Annotated in this window: 23 protein-coding genes and 2 tRNA genes; 8 read left to right on the top strand and 17 right to left on the bottom strand. The window is 44.7% G+C overall.

The annotated features are described in order from the left end of the window. The first annotated feature begins 85 nt into the window (after positions 1-85). Entirely contained in the window at positions 86-1,219 is a 1,134-nt protein-coding gene (locus IPM19_03500) for a PD40 domain-containing protein (GenBank protein QQS22670.1), read from the top strand. A 171-nt stretch (positions 1,220-1,390) separates the two neighbouring features. Beyond that, complete coding sequence (gene radA / locus IPM19_03495; protein QQS22669.1) at positions 1,391-2,689, top strand: DNA repair protein RadA; 1,299 nt, start codon at positions 1,391-1,393, stop codon at positions 2,687-2,689. Between the two features lie 63 nt (positions 2,690-2,752). Here the strand turns inward: radA and IPM19_03490 are convergent, their stop codons facing one another. The 10 genes from IPM19_03490 to IPM19_03445 form a co-directional block, all read right to left on the bottom strand. Beyond that, a complete protein-coding gene (locus IPM19_03490) occupies positions 2,753-2,992 on the bottom strand; it encodes a hypothetical protein (protein ID QQS22668.1) in 240 nt (79 codons plus the stop codon). An 88-nt stretch (positions 2,993-3,080) separates the two neighbouring features. After that, positions 3,081-5,153: an ATP-dependent DNA helicase RecG gene (gene recG, locus IPM19_03485; GenBank protein ID QQS22667.1), complete on the bottom strand. Its 2,073-nt coding sequence runs from the start codon at positions 5,151-5,153 to the stop codon at positions 3,081-3,083. A gap of 23 nt (positions 5,154-5,176) precedes the next feature. Continuing rightward, positions 5,177-5,653 carry a hypothetical protein gene (locus IPM19_03480; GenBank protein QQS22666.1) on the bottom strand — a complete coding sequence of 159 codons (477 nt, stop codon included), beginning with the start codon at positions 5,651-5,653 and terminating at the stop codon, positions 5,177-5,179. Between the two features lie 28 nt (positions 5,654-5,681). Next, a tRNA-Ser gene (locus tag IPM19_03475) sits at positions 5,682-5,769 on the bottom strand. Between the two features lie 186 nt (positions 5,770-5,955). Next, positions 5,956-7,116, bottom strand: coding sequence for a hypothetical protein (locus IPM19_03470; protein ID QQS22665.1), 1,161 nt, complete (start codon positions 7,114-7,116; stop codon positions 5,956-5,958). Then, positions 7,116-7,670: a sigma-70 family RNA polymerase sigma factor gene (locus IPM19_03465; protein ID QQS22664.1), complete on the bottom strand. Its 555-nt coding sequence runs from the start codon at positions 7,668-7,670 to the stop codon at positions 7,116-7,118. The genes IPM19_03470 and IPM19_03465 overlap by 1 nt, the downstream gene beginning before the upstream one ends. A gap of 176 nt (positions 7,671-7,846) precedes the next feature. After that, positions 7,847-8,113 carry a hypothetical protein gene (locus tag IPM19_03460; GenBank protein ID QQS22663.1) on the bottom strand — a complete coding sequence of 89 codons (267 nt, stop codon included), beginning with the start codon at positions 8,111-8,113 and terminating at the stop codon, positions 7,847-7,849. 10 nt (positions 8,114-8,123) lie between these two features. Next, positions 8,124-8,822, bottom strand: coding sequence for a ThiF family adenylyltransferase (locus tag IPM19_03455; protein QQS22662.1), 699 nt, complete (start codon positions 8,820-8,822; stop codon positions 8,124-8,126). A 3-nt stretch (positions 8,823-8,825) separates the two neighbouring features. Continuing rightward, the gene (locus IPM19_03450) at positions 8,826-9,857 is read right to left on the bottom strand and encodes a hypothetical protein (GenBank protein QQS22661.1); all 1,032 of its coding nucleotides are present in this window, start codon (positions 9,855-9,857) and stop codon (positions 8,826-8,828) included. Positions 9,858-9,943: 86 nt separating this feature from the next. Continuing rightward, a complete protein-coding gene (locus IPM19_03445; GenBank protein QQS22660.1) occupies positions 9,944-11,620 on the bottom strand; it encodes a hypothetical protein in 1,677 nt (558 codons plus the stop codon). Between the two features lie 171 nt (positions 11,621-11,791). On the opposite strand from IPM19_03445, the gene IPM19_03440 reads away from it, so the two are divergent. Beyond that, entirely contained in the window at positions 11,792-12,109 is a 318-nt protein-coding gene (locus IPM19_03440; GenBank protein QQS22659.1) for a hypothetical protein, read from the top strand. Between the two features lie 61 nt (positions 12,110-12,170). Here the strand turns inward: IPM19_03440 and IPM19_03435 are convergent. Beyond that, positions 12,171-12,264 (bottom strand) — tRNA-Ser (locus tag IPM19_03435). A gap of 53 nt (positions 12,265-12,317) precedes the next feature. Next, positions 12,318-12,851 carry a ComF family protein gene (locus tag IPM19_03430; protein ID QQS22658.1) on the bottom strand — a complete coding sequence of 178 codons (534 nt, stop codon included), beginning with the start codon at positions 12,849-12,851 and terminating at the stop codon, positions 12,318-12,320. 228 nt (positions 12,852-13,079) lie between these two features. Here IPM19_03430 and IPM19_03425 point away from each other — a divergent pair, with 228 nt between their 5' ends. Continuing rightward, on the top strand, positions 13,080-13,451 hold the full coding sequence (locus IPM19_03425; GenBank protein QQS22657.1) for a hypothetical protein: 372 nt from the start codon (positions 13,080-13,082) through the stop codon (positions 13,449-13,451). A 17-nt stretch (positions 13,452-13,468) separates the two neighbouring features. Here IPM19_03425 and IPM19_03420 read toward each other — a convergent pair whose 3' ends face one another. Then, positions 13,469-16,021 (bottom strand): ATP-dependent Clp protease ATP-binding subunit, encoded by a 2,553-nt coding sequence (locus IPM19_03420; protein ID QQS22656.1) that lies wholly within the window; start codon positions 16,019-16,021, stop codon positions 13,469-13,471. Between the two features lie 183 nt (positions 16,022-16,204). On the opposite strand from IPM19_03420, the gene IPM19_03415 reads away from it, so the two are divergent. Next, on the top strand, positions 16,205-16,690 hold the full coding sequence (locus IPM19_03415; GenBank protein ID QQS22655.1) for a RecX family transcriptional regulator: 486 nt from the start codon (positions 16,205-16,207) through the stop codon (positions 16,688-16,690). 49 nt (positions 16,691-16,739) lie between these two features. On the opposite strand, the gene IPM19_03410 is transcribed toward IPM19_03415, so the two are convergent. The 4 genes from IPM19_03410 to IPM19_03395 all read right to left on the bottom strand — a co-directional run bounded on the left by IPM19_03410 (position 16,740) and on the right by IPM19_03395 (position 19,193). Next, positions 16,740-17,219, bottom strand: a complete 480-nt coding sequence (locus IPM19_03410) for a hypothetical protein (GenBank protein QQS22654.1) — start codon at positions 17,217-17,219, stop codon at positions 16,740-16,742. A 209-nt stretch (positions 17,220-17,428) separates the two neighbouring features. Continuing rightward, positions 17,429-17,698, bottom strand: coding sequence for a hypothetical protein (locus IPM19_03405; GenBank protein QQS22653.1), 270 nt, complete (start codon positions 17,696-17,698; stop codon positions 17,429-17,431). Positions 17,699-17,708: 10 nt separating this feature from the next. Further along, positions 17,709-18,506: a M48 family metallopeptidase gene (locus IPM19_03400; protein ID QQS23421.1), complete on the bottom strand. Its 798-nt coding sequence runs from the start codon at positions 18,504-18,506 to the stop codon at positions 17,709-17,711. Positions 18,507-18,644: 138 nt separating this feature from the next. Next, on the bottom strand, positions 18,645-19,193 hold the full coding sequence (locus tag IPM19_03395) for a LemA family protein (protein QQS22652.1): 549 nt from the start codon (positions 19,191-19,193) through the stop codon (positions 18,645-18,647). A gap of 116 nt (positions 19,194-19,309) precedes the next feature. On the opposite strand from IPM19_03395, the gene gatC reads away from it, so the two are divergent. From gatC to IPM19_03380, 3 genes are read left to right on the top strand one after another with little or no spacing between them, the layout of a single operon-like run. After that, complete coding sequence (gene gatC, locus IPM19_03390; GenBank protein ID QQS22651.1) at positions 19,310-19,591, top strand: Asp-tRNA(Asn)/Glu-tRNA(Gln) amidotransferase subunit GatC; 282 nt, start codon at positions 19,310-19,312, stop codon at positions 19,589-19,591. Then, a complete protein-coding gene (gene gatA / locus IPM19_03385; GenBank protein ID QQS22650.1) occupies positions 19,591-21,081 on the top strand; it encodes an Asp-tRNA(Asn)/Glu-tRNA(Gln) amidotransferase subunit GatA in 1,491 nt (496 codons plus the stop codon). Before gatC ends, gatA begins: the two co-directional genes overlap by 1 nt. 3 nt (positions 21,082-21,084) lie before the next feature. Then, on the top strand, positions 21,085-21,507 hold the full coding sequence (locus IPM19_03380) for a hypothetical protein (GenBank protein QQS22649.1): 423 nt from the start codon (positions 21,085-21,087) through the stop codon (positions 21,505-21,507).

Raw genomic sequence — 21,507 nt, 5'->3', positions numbered from 1 at the left:
AATATTATGATATAATGAACAAAAGTGAACAACTAAATAGGTGTAAAAAACCTAACAAATTGAAACAAAATTAAACAAAAACACTGTGAATAAAAGAGCAATTGCCATTTTAGGCGCGATATTTATCCTCATAGTCGGAACACTGGGCTTTATCATTTGGCAGCGTTCATCTAAAGAAGAACCTGAACAAGTTGTAGAGGAAACTCCGGTTATAGTCGAGGAGCCGACAGAAATTGAGGAAGATCCCATAGAGGAAACGCCAACAAACAAGCAGGCCACCAAATTAACTGACGAATCCGTAATCGGTCCAGCTTTATTTTTCCAGGGCGATGGCATTGCTTATTTTAATCGACAAGGGCAATTATTCCGCACCAGCATGAATATCGATACTGCTTCTGTATTGCTCAGCGATAAGACAGAAATTAGCGTTCCAGCGAAAGGCGACATTGCCAAGATTCTGTGGCCCAATGTCGGTAATAGTTATATTGCAGAATCTGGAAGCGGCACCAGCAGAAAGTGGAGCTACTATAGCCCAGATGGCGGTAATTATATAGATTTGCCTCTGCAAGTTCGCAGCTTAGACTGGAACACTAATGGCGACAGGATTTATTTTGTATGGGTTGGCAATGACGGCAAAGCAACTTTAAATGTTTCCGATCCCGATACAAAGAATTATCAGCTGCTCACAGACTTGTACGAACCGGACAATGTCATCAGTGTTTCCCCGGATGGTCAACACATTGCTTTTTACAGGACTCAAACTTCGGACATGAGCCGTAACGGCATTACCACTGTCACTCCAGACGGTAAAACTTTTAAGTCTCTAATTCGCGATGGTTATAACCGGGAAGTAGTCTGGTCGCCAGATAGCAAGAAGTTTTTGTTCACTAGGTATAACTCCTCTTCTTCTACTTACGAACTTTACTACTTCGACGTTATCACTAACGAAAGCCGTAGCTTGGGCGTGACGACTTCTGCTACCAAAGCTGTGTGGACCAAAGACAGCACGGCAATTGTTGTTGGTGTACCGACAGCGGGCACTGCTAATCAGGGTATCACCACTGATACGGTTTACAAGATCGACATGTCTGGCAGCCGCACCGAATTTGCTCCCGGAACGAACGTAGATGTGCAGGATCCGTTCCTGAGTTTTGACGGCAATGTATTGTTCTTCCGCAATAACCAAGACGGCTCTCTGTATTACTTATTTTTGAGATAGTTTTTAAGAAAACAAAAAGTGCTGCTTTCGAACGATTCCGCAGGCCTTACCTGAGATTACTGGGGGGCCGAGGACTAGTGAGAAAGTAGTACTTTTTGTTTGTATATTTACTAATTTAAACTCTATGCAATATTGATAGAGCCTTTATGGGCTTTGCGGTATAATTTATATATGGCAACAAAAACAGTGTTTATATGCGAAAATTGCGGCTATAACAGTCCTCGCTGGCAAGGAAAATGCCCATCTTGCGACCAATGGAATACCTTTACCGAGCAGATGGTTCAGTCCTCAAAAAAGACAGCTTTTGCTAGTGGCTCCGCGACTGTAATTAAGCCGATTTTATTATCGGAAGTAAAGCAGAGTAAAGTTCTTCGCATTTCAACTGGAATAGACGAATTAGATGTAGTTTTAGGCGGCGGCCTCGTTACAGGTTCGGTGATATTGCTAGGCGGCGACCCAGGAATAGGAAAATCTACATTGGCGCTCCAGCTGGCTAACCTGTTAACCGGCAGTGGACACACAGCGTTATATGTTTCTGGAGAAGAATCGAGCCAACAGATTGCAATGCGCAATAATCGCTTGGGCCTAAAGCAAGATGTAATGGTGCTGGCCGAGACTAATTTAGAATCAAGTATTGCAGCTATCCAATCCGCAAAGCCCGAAGTTGTGGTTATCGATTCCGTACAGACGATGTATAGCGACAGTGCTGGCGGCGTCACAGGTGGCGTGGCTCAGCTTTCATACGTTACCAACTCTTTAATTCGTTTAGCTAAGGCTGAGCAGGTCACCATTATTCTTATTGGCCACGTTACCAAAGAAGGGATTTTGGCCGGCCCTAAGACAATCGAGCATATGGTCGACTGCGTTTTGTATTTAGAGGGAGAGCGCTTAGGTAATTTAAGAATTTTGCGCAGTAGCAAGAATCGTTTTGGTAGCATTGGCGAAGTCGGTGTGTTCGAGATGCGCGACGTCGGTTTGGTAGAAGTGGATAATCCGGCAGCAATGTTCTTGGAGCACAAGGGACAGGCGTTGGCTGGCAGTTGCGTTGCGACCTTGCTGGAGGGCAATAAAGTTTTATTGGTAGAAATTCAAGCTTTAACTAACACTTCCAACGCCAGCTATCCCCGCAGGGTGGCATCTGGATTCGATGTAAATCGCTTGCAGCTGTTGATAGCGATAATGCAAAAAACCTTGGGTATAAACTTAAGCAATCAGGATGTTTATGTGAATGTGGCTGGCGGTTTCAAAGTCACAGAGCGAGCCGCAGATTTGCCGGTGGTGATGGCTATCCTTTCCTCGTATAATGGCAAAGCTTGGAGTAAAGAAACTACCGCTTTCGGGGAAATTGGCCTATTGGGAGAAGTCCGTACAGTATCGCAAGTCGATAAGAGACAGAAGGAAGCTAAGAAATTGGGCTTCGGCGATGTTGTCCATAGTAAGAGCCTAAAGTCTATAAAAAATTTAAAATAGTCTAATATGGCACAAGCGAAATAAAAAGAGCGACAAGGGGGTCGCTCTTTGTTCTTAAACGGGTTAGGCGGGTGAGGCAAGGGGTTGTGCAGCATTCACTGCGGTCGGTCGAGAGGCTTCTTTGTCCTTTCGATTCTGTTCATACTGGTCGTACTTTTTGATACATACTGGTCCTGCGTGGAAATACTTGCCGTATTTTTTTTGCATGCCGGTTTCCTGTTCTGCCATCAGTATGAAGCATCCCGAACATTGTTTTCTCTCTGCCGCGCCGTTACGTTTTCCGTTCCCGTTCTTTCCTTTCATATTTCCTCTCCTATCTAACTAAAATTGTGCAAGCTCAAGGGGGTGCACCTGATATTTATACCAAAACTGTCAGGAGCTGTCAACAGAATTATTCTGTATGAATTGTTTGCAAATAAGGGGAAGATAACTCTTTTAGTTTAGGATAGTCAGCGAGGGTTGGATCAGAATCCAGTAGCTCTGTGGCTATTTCATGTGCCTTCTGCAGGGCAGCTATGGTTACAAATTCGGGAAAGCGGAAATTGAAGCCGGACTGTTGCTGTCCGAATAAGTCCCCGAACCCTCTTTCTTTTAGGTCGTATTCAGCCAATGCAAAGCCATCCGAGATCTGTTCAAATATCTTCAACCGTTTGGTTTCCATGTGTTCCTCTGTAGTGGTAAAGAGATAACAGTAGCTTGGGTGACTACCGCGCCCAACCCGTCCGCGAAGCTGATGCAATTGGGCTAAACCAAAATTTTCTGCACCCTCAATTAGCATAACCGTTGCATTTGGCATATCGATGCCAATCTCGATGACGGTAGTGGCTACCAGTATGTTGATTTCCTTATTGGCAAAACTATTCATGACTTTATCTTTTTCTTCTCCATTTAAAGCGCCGTATACCAGACCTAGCTTGTATTCTGGAAAAAGCTTTGTTAAGCGTTCGAACTCGGCTTTTACGGACTTAGTTTTCGTGTCCGATTCTTCTACCTTGGGAGTAATGATGAATGCTTGTCGGCCGCTTTCTATTTCTTTGCGGATTTTAGCATAAGCCACCGCGCGGTTGCTTTCGGAAAATAGCTGGGTGGTAATTTTTTGGCGATTTTTTGGCATTTGATTTAGCTGCGAGATATCTAAATTTCCAAAAAGCGAAAGTGCCAGCGTGCGAGGAATTGGTGTTGCAGACATGCTTAATAGGTGCGGGATTTCTTCGTTGTCGCCAGATTTGTTGCCATGAGTCTTTTGCAAAAAAGCTCTTTGGGCAACGCCAAAACGATGCTGCTCGTCTATTACGATCAACCCAAGTTTTCCTACATCAATATGCTCTGATAACAGCGCATGTGTGCCGATCACTATTTTTAATTCATTGGTGGCAAGTCTTTTTAACATTTCATCCCTAGGAACGTCTTCAGAGTTGATTTTGCAAAAGTTTCTCGTGAGCAATCCAATTTGGCTGCTCATCGGACCCGCTAGATTGATAAAAGTATCAAAATGCTGACTAGCTAGTATCTCTGTTGGAGCCAGGATAATAGTCTGGTAATCGTCCAAAGCGGCCATGTAACTAGCCAGCCAGGCCACTACTGTTTTACCGCTGCCTACGTCTCCCTCCAATAATCGGTTCATAGGCGACCCTTTGGACATATCTTGCAGAATGTCCCAAGTGGCACGTTTTTGGCTATCGGTGAGTTCGAATGGCAACTTACTGACAGCGTTTTTTATAGCTTCCACGTCATTGCTCAGTTTGGGCGCTCTGGTTCCTTTAAGGGCACGCTGCTTAATGGTAGATGCAACTTGCTGTGGCAAGCAGTCGTCAACTGCTATTCTAAAACGGCCGGCATTGATTTGGTTTTGGTCGGTAGGGTAGTGGAGATTTTGAACCGATTCGCTTAGCGACGACAGTTCGAACCTGTTCAGTAGAGGTACGCTTAAGAGCTCTGTAAATTCCTTTTTTGTGTTATCCCAGCTAATTTTAATAAGTTTAGCTAATCTAAGGTTTGTAATTCCCTTGGTCAAATGATAGATAGGCAAAATTTTTCCATGAGCTTCATTGTCAGTGTTTGAGATCTTCTCCCAGTACGGGTTGGTTAATTGATTCCGGTTATACCATTCCACCTTTCCAGCTACTATGATCTGGTCGCCTTCTGCAAATTGTTTGGCTAAGTACGGCTGATTAAACCACATCAGGTGGATGTCTCCGGTACTGTCTTCTAAAATCGCCTCTGTAAACTGTAGGCGGCTGCGGAATGAGCGACGCGCCTGAATGTTACGGATCTGTCCTTCCAGTGTTACCATCTGTCCTTGCTCGGCTTTGCCGATAGGGATCTTTTTAGAGAAGTCGATATAACGGAAAGGGAGGTGGAAAAATAGATCTTCGATATAAAAAAGCCCCAAGCGGTTAAGGGTCTTTTTTAAGCTTGGTCCGATGCCAGGCAGTCGTTCGATTTTAGTATTGAGTGTAAACATAGCCTGTAAGCTGTGGCTGTAGTTTAAAATTTAATGCGGTGGGAGATTTTCTGCATTGTGGTGGGTTGAGGTTCTTCGTGTTCCGGCAGTACATCAGCTAAAAATTCGCGCACTTCATCGGAATCCATATCTTCCAGTTCGATTGTCAGTTGATGGTTTAAGTAAGCGGTAGTTTCTATATTCAAAGTTTTGTGCGCCGCGTCATCTACGACCCAGAAGTGCTTGATGCGCTGGTACGGAATAAGGTCATTGTTGATATGAATTCCTTGGTCGCTGATTCGAATAGGTATCTGTTTAGGGATTTGGCGTCCAAAGAAAATTACAAACCCAGCAACAACCGCTAAGCTTATTGCGCCAAAATAGTCATTGGCAATAATCTCATAGGTGATGAGCAAAGCTACAAGAATGAGCAAGGTAATGTACCAAGCAGGATTCTTAGGGTAGTGCCTAAATTCCGGCGCATCCCATTCAAAAACGTTTAAGGGTTGTTTTGGGGGCATTTTATTTTTGTAAGTGTGTAAAAATCCCTGGCGGAGAGGGAGGGATTCGAACCCTCGAGGCTTTGAGACCTGACGGTTTTCAAGACCGTTGCACTAAACCACTATGCGACCTCTCCGTATATCTCGATTTTGGTATTCTCCGTACCAGTTTATTATACCAATAATCCAGCTAAATCAAAAACGAGCCAGACTCTAGAATAGGCTCGTTTTTTTGATGGTTTGTGTATCGTCAGGTACTATCGCTTCGGGATTTCTGCCCGTGAGTTTCATGGGCAGCGATCCAGAAAGGATAAATCGAAAATTTATGGCGCGTACTGGCTGTCGCTTGGCTCTAAGATGAATCCAGCTTGAGCTTGAGCAGGCTTCTGAGGTTCTGTGGTGCTTGGTTCTTGCTCTGGCTTTGTTTCTGGTTTCGGAGTCGGAGTAGTAGTTGGCTGAGTAGCGGCTTTTGTCTCGGGCTTCGGTGTAACTGTAGCTGTACCCTTAACTTGAGGCTGGCTTGGGGTTAGGGAAGCTAGGCCATCGATAATGATAATCTTCTTGGCGATTAGAGTATTGTTGTCTTTAGTGCCAATCACTGTAATTTTTCCTTCCAGTTTATCATATTTTTCTACGATATCTCCGGATTCATCCAGTAAGATAGTGGCATCATTGATGATGAAGGAATTTTTCTCTATAACCAACTTATTTTTTGCATAGCTGGTTACATCTCCGGTTATGGAGATTTTGTTTGGCAAGTCCAGTAGGATCTGCTCATTCACAGTGGCAATCATCATAGCAATGGCCTTGTTGGCCTGTTTGGTAGCAGATAACGCTACTGCTGCAGTTTCTTTGCTTTGCTCGGTTTTCCCCGCAGATTCCAAGACTGTCTTTTGCTGCTTATTAATTGCTACGAGGTTGCTTAGGAGAGTAGTATCGTTTTCTGAGACAGCCTTAGCTGTAGCCATTTGGGACACTGCTTCGAATGTCTTTTCTGTTTGATTGGTAAGGGCGGTGATAGCGGCAGCTTCCAGTTTGGGGTCATTGGACTCGATGACCCGCTTGGTTTCTTCTAGTCGCTTTTCTGCTAAGGCTAAGTGAAGATTGGCAGCTTTTTCTTTATTAAAGGTCAGATTGATGCGGGCTTCTTCGCCGGCGCGCTTAATGGAATATAGGCGCTGCCCCGGCAAGCTGTCTTCGGCGCTTTGGACAACAGTATAAGCTCCCACTAACATTAACGCAAACACTGCCGTAAAAGTAACAAGCTTGTTGCCGGACAGGAATTGGAGCAGGGAATTTGCCAGACTTGGCTTTTGCTGGGCGAAACGATATTGCTTGGTCGGGGTTGGGACTTTAGACTTAGGAATAGATGAAAGCATTTCGACGATCTTCATTTCTTCCTGGGTAAATTCCTGGACGAAATCAAAATCATTCTCATTAGAGAGAGAATCTGAATTTCCTGAATTGTATTTAATTACCTTCATTATTGTTTGGAGATGGTGTCGTCAAAGATGTCTTTAAGTTTCGCAATGGCGCGATGTTGGATTACTCGGATTGCGCCTTCTGTTTTATTAAGGACGGTAGCGATGGTGGAGTTGTCGAGTTCGTCAAAGTACTTCATCTTAATTACCGATTGTTGTTCGTCGTTTAGCTCTTTTAGCAGTTTGATGAGTATCGACTGCTCAATCTGTAGGTTTATGATCTCAACTATATTAGTATCGTATTCTAGGGTGTTTTCTATACTGTCCAGGGGAACGAGCTGCTTCTTTTTTCGGTAATAGTCGATGACCATGTTGCGGGCAATCTGGAATAGCCATCCTTCGAAAGCTTCTACTTTTTCAAGGTTTTTGAGGCTCGCAAATGCCTTAATGAACACATCTTCCGTGATATCTTCGGCCGTCTCTTTATGACTGACCCGGTAGAACACAAATCGGTAGACCCGCATGTAATACGCTTCGTAGATATCGGCCAGAGCCTCTTGGGCTCCGGACTTTGCGAGCACTATAATATTAGGATTTATGTTTGTATGTTCATTCATATAGACGAGCTAAGAGGGGCTTTGTTACAGGTCCGAAGAAGATTAGTATTATGCGGATTTTGTTTGAATGTAGCAAGCTAATAGCTATATTTTAGCATAACCAGCCTCCAAGACCTGCAAATAAAAAAAGCACAGTAAACCGTGCTTTGTGTAAGTGCTCTTTCGAGCGTTTGAATTTAATTATTGCCTCGGATGTTCTCGAAGACGAGAATTTGATCTCCTTCTTCGATCAGAGCATCGGGGCTGCTGATCTTCTGGCCGTTAACTCGAATATCGAGAGCCTCAACGTTATTGCCTCGCGTCAAGTTGGCCTGACGAAGTGCTTCGCCATAATCGGTGCCCTCGGGAAAGGTGTAGGGTTTAACCTTGCCCCCCGGGTAGGATCCCATTTTGACGGTAATTGTTTTAGTGAGACCATTAGCATTGTCATTTTCTTCGATCATTTCTTTCCTCCTAAAAGTCAGACGTATTAACCATTGCTGGCTGAACCGAAAAAATTAATTCATTCTCGGGTCGGTCATCAGGTTCCTTGTTTTCCTTTAAACTTGTTTCTGCTTTGTGCCAACGGATCAGCTGCCAAACGGCATAGCCCGTAACCATAGCTGCGGTTGCTCCAACTGTTATGCTAGTTCCGCAGGCAGAAACTACTGCCACATCATCAGAATATAAAGTTGCTTCCCATCCCTTCACGTCCTTGGGAGAAGAAGGGTTAACACAGTAGACTCGACCGCTATTGGCACCCATGCGAGTTTCTATCATCAGTTTAGTCCGAGGCTTGTACCTCAGACCATTCTTCCAGATTTCCTGCCTGGAGGCCATAGTGTCAGTTAGCAAGTATACCACATCTCCAAGTTCCTGAGTGCCGTCGACTCTTGCCTCGTGGCAAGTGATGACGGTGCCCGTTTGCTCTTCGATGATCCTCTTTAATGCCTCCACCTTGACTTCGCCAATATGATTGTTGCCGTAGACTTGGTTGGGGACATTATGGGATTCGATTTTGTCAAAATCCCAAACGTGAATGTTCGAGAGGCCTAGCTTTGCCAGCTCTAACGCTATCCGGGAGCCGGTAGCGCCAGCGCCGATAATGTCAACGCGAAGGTCTCCAAACTGAGCCGCAGAAAAAACATCAATGTGCCTTATTGTATCCAGCATCCTTTATCCTCCAAGCCATGTGTCGAACGTCCGTTCTATCCATGATTTACCGCGTTTAGATATTCGTCCGCGCTTGTGTTTGTATACCTTTCGGCGATGGACGACTTTGGTTTTCATCTCCTGCAGAATAAACTCTTTCAGTCGGTCATAGGTATCAGCCGGCATATCCGCAGGCGCAGCTTGAATGAGCCAAGGTATCCTGTGAAAGGCTATCCCTTTTTCCCAGTCGTAGACGCTGAAGTTCATATCCCCTTGTCGATTGAAAATTCCTCGAATAAAGAAATCTTCTCCGCCCTGAGCGAAGGACTCAGCCTGCGTGTCGTCTTGGCCGGAGGGGAATGTGCCGCCGGAGCCATGAGAGTGTCCCCAAAATTTGGTGTTATTGAAGATCTCTTCACCATCTGGTGTGCCCATCATTTCACAGATGAAGTCAGCCATGCTGGTTTTTGACAGCTCCGAGTGCCCTGCACTGATATCTTGATGAAAGATAAATACATCGGCGATTCGAAAATCTTTCTCGTTGTGCCTGTATGCCGTTCCCAGCCAGCCAATCTCTTGCTCGATATAACTGAGCATGAGATACATCTTCATAGCTGCGAATAAGCTGACGTGGATAACGGGAATCGTTGCAGGAACTCTGAGCAATTCGGCGCTGGTTGCAAAGTAACGAGGTTTTTTAAAATCTTGAGCCGGTCGCCTGGCAAGATCCCAGTGATAGGTATATTGAGGAGGTTCCTCTTTTCCTTCCTCTTCCTCTTCATCTGGTTCTGCTTGTTCAGGCTTGGTCTCCACAACAACTTCGGCTTCCAGAACTTCGATTATTGTTTCTTCGTTTTGCTGGCCTGCAGTTTTGGTTTCCGCTTGTGGTGCTTCCGGTAATTCCAGAACCTCCCCATCATCGACAGCTTCGCTTACCGCTTCCTCTGCTTGCTCCGCCTCGGCTGCGTTTTTGGCTTTATTTGCCGATTCATTATTAGCAGTTTCCATCTCAGGACCATCTTCCGATTTCTTGTCTGGCTTATTCTTTTTGCCCATGCATATGTCCTCCTTTATAGCTGTTTATAGTAGCGGGGGAGAAGCCTTTTGTCAAGTAAAAACCCCTGTAAATAACAGGGGTTGTTCTATTTAATCACTCTTAGCGTTTCCGGGGGTTTGACTCCGAGGGTTACGCTAGAGAAAGTGGCGATGTAATTTACAAACAGCTCTGTACAGGTTGCTACTTCTAGCTCTCCCATCAGTTCTGGGAGAGTCATCGTGAGCTGGCTGAGTATCAGGTCGCCATCTTCATTGGGGATCTGGGGAGCCTGGTAGATTTGCCCGTTGACCATGAACGGTCGTTCGCTTTGCACCTTCACTGTGCCATCAGAGAAATTATAAGCAATACCAAATGGTCCGACTCTGAATTTTTCCTGGGTGTCTGTATCTGTAATGACCATCGAGACAGTTCGAACGCCAACAAGATCGTCTCGAATAGTGACTCTATCTACCCATGGGAAGTCTTTAAGCTCCTTAATCTGGCTTTGTAGCTTCTCGGTTAAGTTCCTGGCACCATTCGGGTCGGCAAGCTCTTTTATGAGAGTGGAACCGAATACGCTTAGAAATAATTCACTTTGAGCACCTTTCGCGGAGTTTTGGAAATTACGAATTTTACCTAGAATCCGCTTGTGAATGCCGTCATTATCGTCGCTGTACATTTTTAGAAAGGATTCTTTTGAGTGTTCGTCCAACTCTGCTTCTGCTTTGGGGTATTTTAACCTTTCTTCCACAATGGGAAACTGTCTTAAGATGCTAAGATAGTCAGGACGAGGATTGACTGACTCAATTGCCTTGATGGCAAACAAGATAGCTGCTTCGAACTCAAAGGTTTTTAGCAAGTCAAGGATAGCTGAGCCTTCTCCCATGCACCAGTATCCTTCCCGGTCCCTATCAACGTGAGGGTGTCCGTAACCGCCATATCTGTGCCCTTGATTTCTGAATTCCGCACTGGCATTTTCGCCGAAGTTCAAAGTTATCCGGAAAGGGCCAAGTTCATGAATTTTATGCCGGCTACGATCTTCAGCGTACATGGTATAGGTGACGATTGTAATGCTTTGCTTTTTTATGGACATGGTTTTAATTTCCGGGATCCTGGCGAGCTGTTTTAGTACCCGTTCGCTTGGGTCCGTATCGGAAATTTTTGCCAGTTGATCGTACAATTCTGTCCCTGTTCCTACATGTTTGGCTAACTGATCGCGTAGGTATCTGAGGTCGCCGACCATATCCTTAATGTCGGCAATCTTAGGGATCCTGAACCGGCCATCGTAGATCTCGCAAATTTGCGGAGGTCCGGCTGGAAGATATAGCAGAGTTTCCTTGAGAATTTGCTCAAAGATATACAACCATCCTCTGTTTGCAATGCAGCATAGGGCATACGGATCAAGTAAGATATATAGGTTGTAGTCCGTATACTCAGCTACGACCGTGTCGCTGGTAGAATCAATTATCAGCATGCCTTCACCCGAAGGGGTGTACATGAGATGATTGTCATACATATTGGAGGTGGTTTTCCAGATCTGATCCGGGGCCAATACTTTGCCGGACATTGAGTAAGGCGTCAGTATGTAACTGTCTAGAAAAATGTTGAAGCCGCCATCGGGATAGCGTGGCTTAAGTGGCTGTGTATCCCGGTCTATGATATTTACCGTATGAACATTAGAAGCTTTCATAGCTCTCGATAGAACCCTTTTGGCTACTTCTTCAGTAGCTTGGCTCACTACGGCTGGTATTCTTGCCGAAGTCATTACAACGTTAAGATCCATACTTCCTCCTGTTGAAGATGTTTTTCAGCGTATGCTGACCTTTGATTGAATCATAAAAATATAATTTGGTCAACAAAAACAATCACCCGGCTTGACGATACCATTCTTGACGATACCATTAAAGAGCGGTAAACTCTTTAGTTAGTAATTGATTTTTCAGGAGGAAAGATTATGGGTTTTCCAGCAGGGTTTGGGCAAGGCTACGATTTAGAAGATGGGTTTAAGTGGGACGCGATTACCTTCGATTTGGCCCACGCTACAGGTGCGTCTATTTCCAACAAACTCAACGTGAACTTGGGACGCGCAGCAAATTATTCAACTAAATTTTCAGTAACCAACAAGATGAAAGAGGTGATGTTTGTTACCATCTGTAATATCACGGCGGAAGATCGAGGCAAAGTAGAAAAGATAGCGCCGGGTAAAACGCGTCATATTATCCGCAGGATCCCGCGGCGTGCAGTAATGTACTATCGCTTTGAAGACAAATAACACGGAATATTTCCGTGTTTTTTATTTAACAAAAAACAATCACATTGCTGTGATTGTTTTCTGGCGGAGAGGGAGGGATTCGAACCCTCGGTACGGCTTTACAACCGTACATCGGTTTAGCAAACCGACGCACTAGGCCACTATGCGACCTCTCCATAAATCCTTACTATCTTATCTAAAAATACAGCGTTGGTCAATGTGGTCTTGGTTAATCTTGGGCCAGAGCTAAGCACCAGACTGTTTTTACGCCATTTGCCTTTAATTCCCGAGCGGCTTCGATAAAAGTTGAACCTGTCGTGGTAATATCATCTATTAGTAGAACTTGGCGCGGCAGATAACTTGGGTCGCTGATGGAAAAACTTTCTGTTAAATTTTCCTGGCGCTGCTGGCGGTTGAGTTGTTTTTGCTGTCTGGTGGATTTTGATTTGATCAGAACAGGGTCAATAGCCAAGTTAAAGCGCCAGCTAAAGATTTGTGCAATGATATAACTTTGGTTAAAGCCGCGAAACCGTTTTTTAAACCGGGTCAACGGGATGGGGCAAAGTACGAATTTATCTAAACTTTGATATCTAACATCAACTTTTTCGAATCCTATTGATGCCAGCTCGAAAAACAGGTCGGAGATTAAACCGATTTTCCCGGTGTTCAGCATCTTGCTAACCAGCTTGTCCTGATATTTAAAAATACTAATCAACCTGTCGGGGGTATGATCTGTTTTGCAATCTGCATGAGTGTATCCCATTTGGCTCGGCTGTTGGCACACTATGCAACGTTGTTGTTGGATCAATGTTAAACCTTGCCTGCAGAGTCTGCAGATGTACTTTCCCCAGGTTTGGCAGTTGAGACACTGTTTAGGGAAGGCAATGTCCAATAGCGATGGATAAAAGTTGGGCATATACTCATCATCGCATGCTTGGGTTCAAGATTCATTCAAGCTATGATAAGATAAGTGGAAAACGAAGGAGGGGATATGGCAAGATTGTTAAGCATGGTTGTTTATACAAGACAGCTAAGCCGCATGCGAGATTTTTACAAGGCGATTGGCTTGGATTTAATAGAAGAAAAGCATGGCGATGGTCCGCAGCACTTTTCCTGCAAGATGAACAATGTTCTCATCGAATTCTACCCATCCGAACAGTACCAGAGCAGATATAGGTTTGAATTTGGCACAAAGGAGCTAGGCATGGTCATCAAAAGGCTCATCTTAGGTTCGTTTACCCAAAGTGCACAGGTCTCAGATTTCGAAAAACGAGGATTGCACATAGTGGATCCAGACGGTAATACCGTCATTATTAATAACCTTCTTTTCGACCAGCAGGCATGTAAAAACCCCTCTAAGTGAGGGGTTTTATTATTAGGTTACGCTGGTACAGCAGCGGCGCGTTTGCTTTTTTCGGTTTTAAACGAAACTTTTTCGCCGTCTACGCCAACTGTAATCGTTGCGCCTTCTTTGAGGTTTTGCTGAATGATCTGTTCAGCCAGCGGGTCGCTAATTAAATCCTGAACATTTTTTCGAATATAGCGTGCCCCTTGGAGCGGATCGAAGCTTTTTTCGGAGATGAACTTTATCAGAGCTGGAGTTGTTTTTAAGCTTATCTTTTGAATATCTAGGCGCTTCTGAAGGTCGCTAATCTGTAGCTGGGTAATGCGTTTGAGGTCAGCCATACCGAGAGGGTGGAAGATAATCACTTTGTCGATGCGGTTTAGGAATTCCGGACGCAGGTCTCTCCTAAGCTTTTCGAGCAAGCCTTCCTTGATGCGATCGTATTCCTTTTCCATTTTGGCTTTTTCTGTGACCTGTTCGTCGCGGTCTGCGAAGCCGATCTTGACGCTGGCGGTATTAAGTTCCTGCATGCCCAAGTTGGAAGTCATAATGATGACCGTATTGGCGAAGTTGACACGCTTGCCTTGCGCGTCAGTTAGCTGGCCGTCTTCTAAGATCTGAAGCAAAACGTTGAACACTTCGGGATGGGCTTTTTCGATTTCGTCGAACAAGATTACTGCATAGGGTTTTCGGCGAACAGCCTCGGTTAAGCGGCCGCCTTCTTCGTATCCTACATAGCCGGCCGGAGCGCCGATTAAGCGCGCAACGTTGTGGCGTTCCATAAATTCAGACATATCTACGCGGATGAGAGCATCGGCATCTTCGAAAACTTCCTGCGCTATCATCTTGGCTGTTTCGGTTTTGCCCACGCCGGTCGGACCGAGGAACATGAAAGAGCCAATTGGGCGTTTAGGGTCGTTTAAGCCGGCACGGGAGCGGCGGATAGTCTTGGCGATTTCGACGAGTGCTTCGTCTTGGCCGACAATACGGGCCTTTAAAGTCTTTTCTAAATTAGTAAGCTTGCCGATTTCGTTTTGGGCCAGCTTCTTTAAGGGGATTTTAGTCATCAAAGAAACTGTGTGGGCAATGTCTTCAGCCGAGATGGAATAGACCGGACCTGTGTCTTCCTTGCTCAATGTTTCCAGTTCCTTTTTCTGAGCTAACAGGCGCTCTTCCTGTGCGCGCAGGTGCAGGGCAGTGGTAAAGTCTTGTGAGAGCACTGCTTTAGTTTTCTCTTCTTCTAATTGCTCTAATTCGGTTTCTACTTTGCGCTTAGTTTTGGCCAATTTTGAATTACTGTGAATGCTGCGCAAAAACGCGGCAGTTTCGTCTACTAGGTCCACAGCTTTGTCTGGCAGGAAATGATCCTGAATGTAGCGGTCGGACAAGTCTACGGCTGCTTGCAGCGCTTCGTCGGTAATATGAACGTTATGGTGTTTTTCGTAATTTGGGCGGATTCCTTTAAGAATAGCCAAAGCCTCTTCCTTGCTTGGTTCTTCGACCAAGATTGGCTGGAAGCGGCGCTCTAAGGCGGCGTCATGTTCGATGTGCTTTTTGTATTCGGCTAAAGTAGTCGCACCAATGGTGCGAAGCTCCCCGCGTGCCAAGGCCGGCTTAAAGATGTTAGCTGCATCTAAACTGCCGGTGGTTGCTCCGGCGCCAGACAGGGTGTGGAGTTCGTCTATAAATAGAATTACGTTTGGATTAGCTTTAACTTCATCAATAATCTGCTTTAAGCGGTTTTCGAATTCGCCGCGGAACATCGAACCGGCAACAATCAGCGCTAAGTCTAACGCCATGATTTTTTTATCTAATAAAGTATCTGGCACTTCGCGGTTGGCGATAGCTAAAGCCAAACCCTCAACAATAGCAGTTTTACCGACGCCGGCTTCACCGATGAGGACCGGGTTGTTTTTAGTACGTCGGCCAAGAATGCTCACCAAGCGTTCAATTTCCTTTTTGCGTCCAATAACCGGATCAATATTTCCTTGTGCGGCTTTCTTGGTTAAGTCGGTCGTAAAATATTCCAGCATGTTGCCGCGCTTCGGATCTGGTCCGACAGGGGACTGATGCATATGACCGTCTGGGTTTTGCGCACCGCCCGGCATGCCATCATTTGGCATCTCTGGGAATTTAGAAATATTTTCGAAAACTGTAATTAGGTTGTGGTCAAGTTCGCCAATGTCAACTCCAAGCTTAGATAAAATCACCCGCGCTCGGTTGTGCTCTGTGGTAATGAGTCCGTACAAGAAATGTTCGGTGCCGATAAATTGGTAACCGTATTGGCTGGCGATGATAGCCGATTTTTCGATCGCGGTTTTTAAATTCGCAGAAAGAACCGGTTTCCAAACCGTGATTTGGTTATTTTGGTTAACAAGTTCTAGTTCTGATTTGATTAGATCTGGCGTAAGTTTGGCTTTGGTTAAGATCTCCCCGGCAAAGCTGGACTTTTCTGCAACCACCCCAAACAATAAATGCTCCGTCCCGATGTGATCGTGGTGGAGTTCTTCGGATACCATCTGCGCTGCAATAAGCGCATTTTTGGCACGGCTGGAAAGCCTTTCTAAAATAAAAGCAAAATTATTCATATATATAGTAGCGCCTCCGCCCTAGTTGGCGGTCGAGAAAAAGTGTTGTTATCACTCTCGCTCTTAGACTGCTAATTAAGTTATATCGTGTTTATGTCGCTATGTCAAGAACTGTCTGCTACTATAATAACGCTATATCTACCTAAATTGTAACACGGAAAAACCCGGTTAAATCATATGACAATGTTTAAAAAAGCTCGGCCATTAAAAGACCCGTCCGACTACGATCATGCCTACCAATATGCCTTATTCTTGCTCAATTTGAGCATGCGCACAGTCGGCGAAGTGCAAGAAAAAATGAGCAAGCGCGGTTATGATACAAAAGTTATCAACCGCGCAATTCAGACACTGCTTGAGGATAAATATTTAAATGACGAAAACTACGCTGAGGTTTTTATTAATAGCATGAAAAATTATAAAACTTGGGGTAGGTTTATGATGAAGAAAAAGCTTTACGAAAAAAAGTTGCCGAAGGAATTAATTGAAGAGAAATTAGAAGAGCTGGTGTCTGTAAAGGATGAATTAGAAATTGCCAAAAGATATTTGCAGAGGGATTTTAAGGATTTTACTCTGCTGGCTAAGCTTGATTATGAGGACAAGCAGAAATGGATGCGCAAATTGATGAGTAGAGGATTTGGGATGGACATAGCGACTAAGCTAATTAAATAAAAAACCCGCGACACTAATTTGTGTCGCGGTTCGTTTTCACCGGAGGCGTTCAGATTCCGTAGTTGCGGAGACGTTCTCCGTAGGCTTCGGCCCGATCGCCGATCTCGAACTCTTCAAGCAACCGAGCTTGTCGCTGTTCTTCGAATTCATGTTCGAAGAAATTTTCAGTAGATCGTTCGGCCTCGTCGGCTAATACAGTTAAGTCGAGAGCGGGTTGTGTGCGCTGTGGTCGAACCGAACTCATAGGAAATGCGCTTTGATAATCTTCTTCGGTGAAGAAATCATCAAACTCCATATCCTTGGGTGTTGGCCAGGGCCAGATCGCTCTGCCTGGGATTATGGAGTTTCTTCCATCGTCGTTAAGGTAACTTTCTTCGTAGTGACTTCTAAAACCTGAGTCATGGATATGCTCTTTCATTCTCTGATCGAAAATTACTTGAGCCAGAGACGTTCTCGGCTGGAACCTAAAGATCAGATCGGGCTCGCAAAACTCAATATCGGTTAGTTGGCGCGGACTTAGTTTTGGCATATTTCCTCCTAAATTTCCTCAATAACTCAATAAATACTAACTTCAGGCATTATACAGAAAAGTTAGTAATTTGTCAAGTTGAGATTTGGTTTCTGATAATGGAAAATTTTTTAAAAGATAAAAGACCTGCGTGTTGGAATTTTAAGTAACGACAAATCTGGCTTGATGAATAAGCTCATATTCGAGGGGTCTGTGCTGCTGTGGTGAGGTTATGTGGAATGTTGTAAATCCGGATACCTTTTATAAAATTCATCCAACTTGTAGGACCAGAATTCGGTTTGATCGAAATATCTTTGCGCTTCGGAGGTTCTCTGAGGATCGGTTAAGGCGTCGAGTGTCTTTTCTTTCAAGTGGCTAATATGCGATTTTATATATTCCAATTCCTGGAGCTTTTGGGCTTCGGTAAATTTAGGATACATATCTTCATCTGCGTTCAGTAGCGAACGGATGATGTCGGGGTTGTTGTTCATTTCGCCCATAATTGTAAAATTATTTGCCCATCCCGCGCAAACGCTTGATGCGCTCTTCGATTGGCGGATGAGTGTTGAATAAGGAAGCGAACCAGCTCTGCGAATCGCCTTCGTGTTCCTTAAGCGGGTTTGATATATATAGATGAGCAGTAGCTTTATTAGCAGCTTCTAACGGTTCTTTATCGCCGGCGATTTTTTCTAACGCGGATGCGAGCCCTTCTGGGTAGCGAGTAAGTAGTGCACCCGATGCGTCGGCTAAAAATTCTCTTTTGCGAGAGACAGCGAGCTGGATAAGCATAGCGATGATAGGAGAGACAATCACTAAGACGATTCCGATGAGCATGAAGATCGGGTTTTTATTGTTATTATCGTCATCACCTGCACCGAATAAGGAAAGGCGCAGCATCCAGTCGGCGAGTAATGTGATTACGCCGACCAACACCACCACTAAGGTCATAAAACGGATGTCGTAGTTGCCAATGTGGGAGAGTTCGTGGGCTAGTACGCCTTCCAGTTCGGTCTTGTCTAGTCGCTGCAATAATCCGGTCGTAACACAGATGACAGCATTGGTGGGATTGCGTCCGGTAGCAAAAGCGTTTAATGCCGTGTCTTCTATGATATACACGCGCGGCATTGGCAGGCCGGCAGTGATGGTTAGATTTTCTACCAGCTGGTAGAGCTGCGGCTGGGTTTTTAAATCAATTTGCTGAGCTCCAGAAATAGCTAAAGTGATTTTGTCTGAGTAGTAATAAGAAATCAAAGCAGAGACCGAGCTAAAGATCACAGCGCCGATTAGGATGGCCGGGTTGTTGTACATTTGCGACGCAAACCAGCCTAACCCGATGATGACGATTAGGAATATAAATACCAGCAAAACTGAGTAGGTCTTATTTTTACCAATTTCTGTGTAAGTGAGCACGCGACTTTTGATCCTTAATTACTTGAAAATTGAAGTTTAAAACTTAACTTCAACATTCTGGCTTTCTGGGCCGTTGTCGTCGATGTCGAAGAACGCCCGCTTGGTAAAGCCAAGCATGGAAGCAAACAAGTTAGTAGGAAAGACTTCGATCTTGGTGTTAAAGTCGCGGACGTTACCGTTATAAAATCGGCGAGCGGCCTGAATCTTATTTTCTGTGTCAGTAAGGTCTGCCTGTAATTGAGCAAAATTTTGGTTACTCTTTAGGTCAGGATAGTTTTCTGCAACAGCAAACAAGCTTTTTAAAGTAGAGGACAGCATGTTTTCGTCCTGAGCCTGTTCGGCCGGGTTGTGCGCGCCCATCGCGCGGGTGCGGGCTTCGGTGACGCGTTCTAGCACGCCGGATTCCTGCGCAGCAAAACCTTTAACGGTATTTACTAGGTTAGGGATCAGGTCATAGCGGCGCTTAAGCTGAACTTCGATATCTGCCCATGCTTCGTCCACGCGATTGCGGGAGCGAATAAGCGAGTTGTAAACAAAGATTATAGCGATTACTGCAATCGCAATAATTCCTAAGAAAATCCACATATATACATAGAGATTAATGATTGGGCTAAGTATAGCAATTTTTCGCGGTTAAATCCATACTTAGAACCACTCTATACAGTATTTTCTTTTTCGAATAATTTCATTATAATTAAGCTATGTTAAGTACAGATGAAGTCAAAAAAATCGCCCAATTAGCGCGTATAGAGCTGCGAGACGGGGAAGTGGAAAAATTCCAAACCGACCTGTCTTCTGTTTTGGATTATGTAGACGAGCTTAAAGATGTCGATACAGAAGGGCTGGAAATCGTCTCTTCGGTAACTGGTTTGGAAAATGTTGTGCGCCCAGATAAAGCCGTTATGATCGAATACCAAGACGATATAACAAAAAACGCTCCACAGAGCAAAGATAGATACTATAAAGTGAAATCAATTTTGTAATGGAATGGGAAAAGCTGCAGCTGCATGAGCTGCGTCAAAAATTAGATAGCAAAGAGATTTCGTCGGTGGAACTGACGAAATATTTTTTGGCACGCATTAAAGAATTGTCTCCGGTCGGCGATCAGGATAAATTGAATGCGTTCATTACCGTAGACGAAGAAGATGCTTTGCGTCAGGCGCAAGAGGCCGATGAATATATTGCTGCAGAAGGCGGCAACCCTCCTTTGTGCGGCATTCCGTTTGCGGCAAAAGATTTGTTTTTAACCAAAGGCATTCGCACCACGGCTGCATCGAAAATTTTGGATAACTATATTCCTCCTTATGACTCCACTGTAATTGCTAAATTGAAAGAACAGAAAGCTGTGATGATCGGCAAAGCCAATATGGATCAGTTTGCGCACGGCTCTAGCGGTGAAACTTCTTACTACGGAGCGACTCGCAATCCCTGGGATACCACTCGCATGCCAGGCGGCTCTAGCAGCGGTAGCGCTGCTGCAGTTGCGGGAGGGCTCGCTCCTTGGGCCTTGGCAACAGAAACCGGTGGCAGCATTCGCCAACCAGCATCTTTAACTGGCGTGAGCGGATGGAAGCCGACTTACGGACGCGTGTCTCGTTATGGGGTAGCAGCGATGGCAAGTTCATTAGACAGTATGGGTGCGATGGCACAGAGCGTACGCGATTTGGCGATGATTGCCGAAGTTATTAGCGGACAGGACGAAAAAGATTCTACAACAGGACCTATGGAAGTTCCAGAATACTCGAAGCTTCTCAATGCCGATATTAAAGGCATGAAAATTGGCGTCCCTAAAGAGTACTTTATAGAGGGTATGCAAGAAGATGTGCGTTCTAGAGTGATGGAGGCGATCGAGGTTCTGCGCGGATTGGGCGCAGAAATTGTCGATGTGAGCTTGCCGAACACGAAATATGGTTCTTTGGTTTATGCTATTGTTTGTCCCAGTGAAGTATCATCTAATTTAGCGCGTTATGATGGCATCCGTTACGGCCATTCAACATCAGAAGAAGGCAGTTTATTGGACGTGTATATGAAGAGCCGTGCCGAAGGCTTTGGCGACGAAGCCAAGCGCCGAATTATGATCGGCACCTATGTGTTATCTGCTGGTTATTACGATGCTTATTACAAAAAAGCTCAGCGCGTGCGCCGATTGATTCTCAGAGAGTTCGAGGAAATATTTAAGCAGGTAGATGTGTTAGTAGCGCCGAGTTCTCCGAATGTAGCGTTGCCTTTAGGCAAAGCAGCTAACGACCCCTTGTTTGGTTATATTGCCGATCAGTTGAATATCCCTGGTTCTTTAGCAGGGACTCCTGGGCTATCTGTTCCCTGCGGTTTTGCAAAGCCGAGCGATGGGGGAGAAAAAGAGATGCCGGTGGGATTGCAAATTATCGGCCCGCAATGGGGCGAGCAAAAAGTCTTTAACGTCGGAGCTGCCTATCAGGATGCAACCGATTGGCACACTAAGAAAGCAATTTAAAATATGCACAGAGAAATTGATTACAATCAGCTTAATGCAGAATTTGAGTTAAAGCAAAATGCTGATATTGGCACAATGCTCAAGAATATGGACGTATTTGAGACAGGCGTAAGTCTTGCTATTAAGGATAAGTATCCAGATATGTTCAGGGCATTAACCTCTCAAGATGCAAAAGTTGAATTAACTGATGAAGAAAAAAATACCTTGCTTGATTGGCTCGAGGTTGATTTCGCCCCAGTTATAGATAAACATAGAGCAGCGATTGATTTTCTAAGAACAGACAAGCACGCAGAGACCGAAGAAGAGATTAAATCACTTCTTGATTTGGAAAAGAGTATTAATACTCAGCAGAATTATTGGGGAGAAAAACATCGAGGTAAAAGGTTTGCGTACGAATTGATAAAAAAATTGATTCATCAAAAGTAA

Source organism: bacterium (genome assembly GCA_016699995.1).
Classification (GTDB): Bacteria; Patescibacteriota; Doudnabacteria; order UBA920; family UBA920; genus UBA920.
The sequence above is the reverse complement of the archived record's forward strand: the minus strand, read 5'-3'. Positions and strand labels throughout refer to the sequence as shown.

Coding starts and splice junctions, on each gene's coding strand:
- radA (QQS22669.1), top strand. CDS start 1,391: ATGGCAACAAAAACAGTGTTTATATGCGAAAATTGCGGCTATAACAGT.
- IPM19_03490 (QQS22668.1), bottom strand. CDS start 2,992: ATGAAAGGAAAGAACGGGAACGGAAAACGTAACGGCGCGGCAGAGAGA.
- recG (QQS22667.1), bottom strand. CDS start 5,153: ATGTTTACACTCAATACTAAAATCGAACGACTGCCTGGCATCGGACCA.
- IPM19_03480 (QQS22666.1), bottom strand. CDS start 5,653: ATGCCCCCAAAACAACCCTTAAACGTTTTTGAATGGGATGCGCCGGAA.
- IPM19_03470 (QQS22665.1), bottom strand. CDS start 7,116: ATGAAGGTAATTAAATACAATTCAGGAAATTCAGATTCTCTCTCTAAT.
- IPM19_03465 (QQS22664.1), bottom strand. CDS start 7,670: ATGAATGAACATACAAACATAAATCCTAATATTATAGTGCTCGCAAAG.
- IPM19_03460 (QQS22663.1), bottom strand. CDS start 8,113: ATGATCGAAGAAAATGACAATGCTAATGGTCTCACTAAAACAATTACC.
- IPM19_03455 (QQS22662.1), bottom strand. CDS start 8,822: ATGCTGGATACAATAAGGCACATTGATGTTTTTTCTGCGGCTCAGTTT.
- IPM19_03450 (QQS22661.1), bottom strand. CDS start 9,857: ATGGGCAAAAAGAATAAGCCAGACAAGAAATCGGAAGATGGTCCTGAG.
- IPM19_03445 (QQS22660.1), bottom strand. CDS start 11,620: ATGGATCTTAACGTTGTAATGACTTCGGCAAGAATACCAGCCGTAGTG.
- IPM19_03440 (QQS22659.1), top strand. CDS start 11,792: ATGGGTTTTCCAGCAGGGTTTGGGCAAGGCTACGATTTAGAAGATGGG.
- IPM19_03430 (QQS22658.1), bottom strand. CDS start 12,851: ATGGGATACACTCATGCAGATTGCAAAACAGATCATACCCCCGACAGG.
- IPM19_03425 (QQS22657.1), top strand. CDS start 13,080: ATGGCAAGATTGTTAAGCATGGTTGTTTATACAAGACAGCTAAGCCGC.
- IPM19_03420 (QQS22656.1), bottom strand. CDS start 16,021: ATGAATAATTTTGCTTTTATTTTAGAAAGGCTTTCCAGCCGTGCCAAA.
- IPM19_03415 (QQS22655.1), top strand. CDS start 16,205: ATGTTTAAAAAAGCTCGGCCATTAAAAGACCCGTCCGACTACGATCAT.
- IPM19_03410 (QQS22654.1), bottom strand. CDS start 17,219: ATGCCAAAACTAAGTCCGCGCCAACTAACCGATATTGAGTTTTGCGAG.
- IPM19_03405 (QQS22653.1), bottom strand. CDS start 17,698: ATGGGCGAAATGAACAACAACCCCGACATCATCCGTTCGCTACTGAAC.
- IPM19_03400 (QQS23421.1), bottom strand. CDS start 18,506: ATGTACAACAACCCGGCCATCCTAATCGGCGCTGTGATCTTTAGCTCG.
- IPM19_03395 (QQS22652.1), bottom strand. CDS start 19,193: ATGTGGATTTTCTTAGGAATTATTGCGATTGCAGTAATCGCTATAATC.
- gatC (QQS22651.1), top strand. CDS start 19,310: ATGTTAAGTACAGATGAAGTCAAAAAAATCGCCCAATTAGCGCGTATA.
- gatA (QQS22650.1), top strand. CDS start 19,591: ATGGAATGGGAAAAGCTGCAGCTGCATGAGCTGCGTCAAAAATTAGAT.
- IPM19_03380 (QQS22649.1), top strand. CDS start 21,085: ATGCACAGAGAAATTGATTACAATCAGCTTAATGCAGAATTTGAGTTA.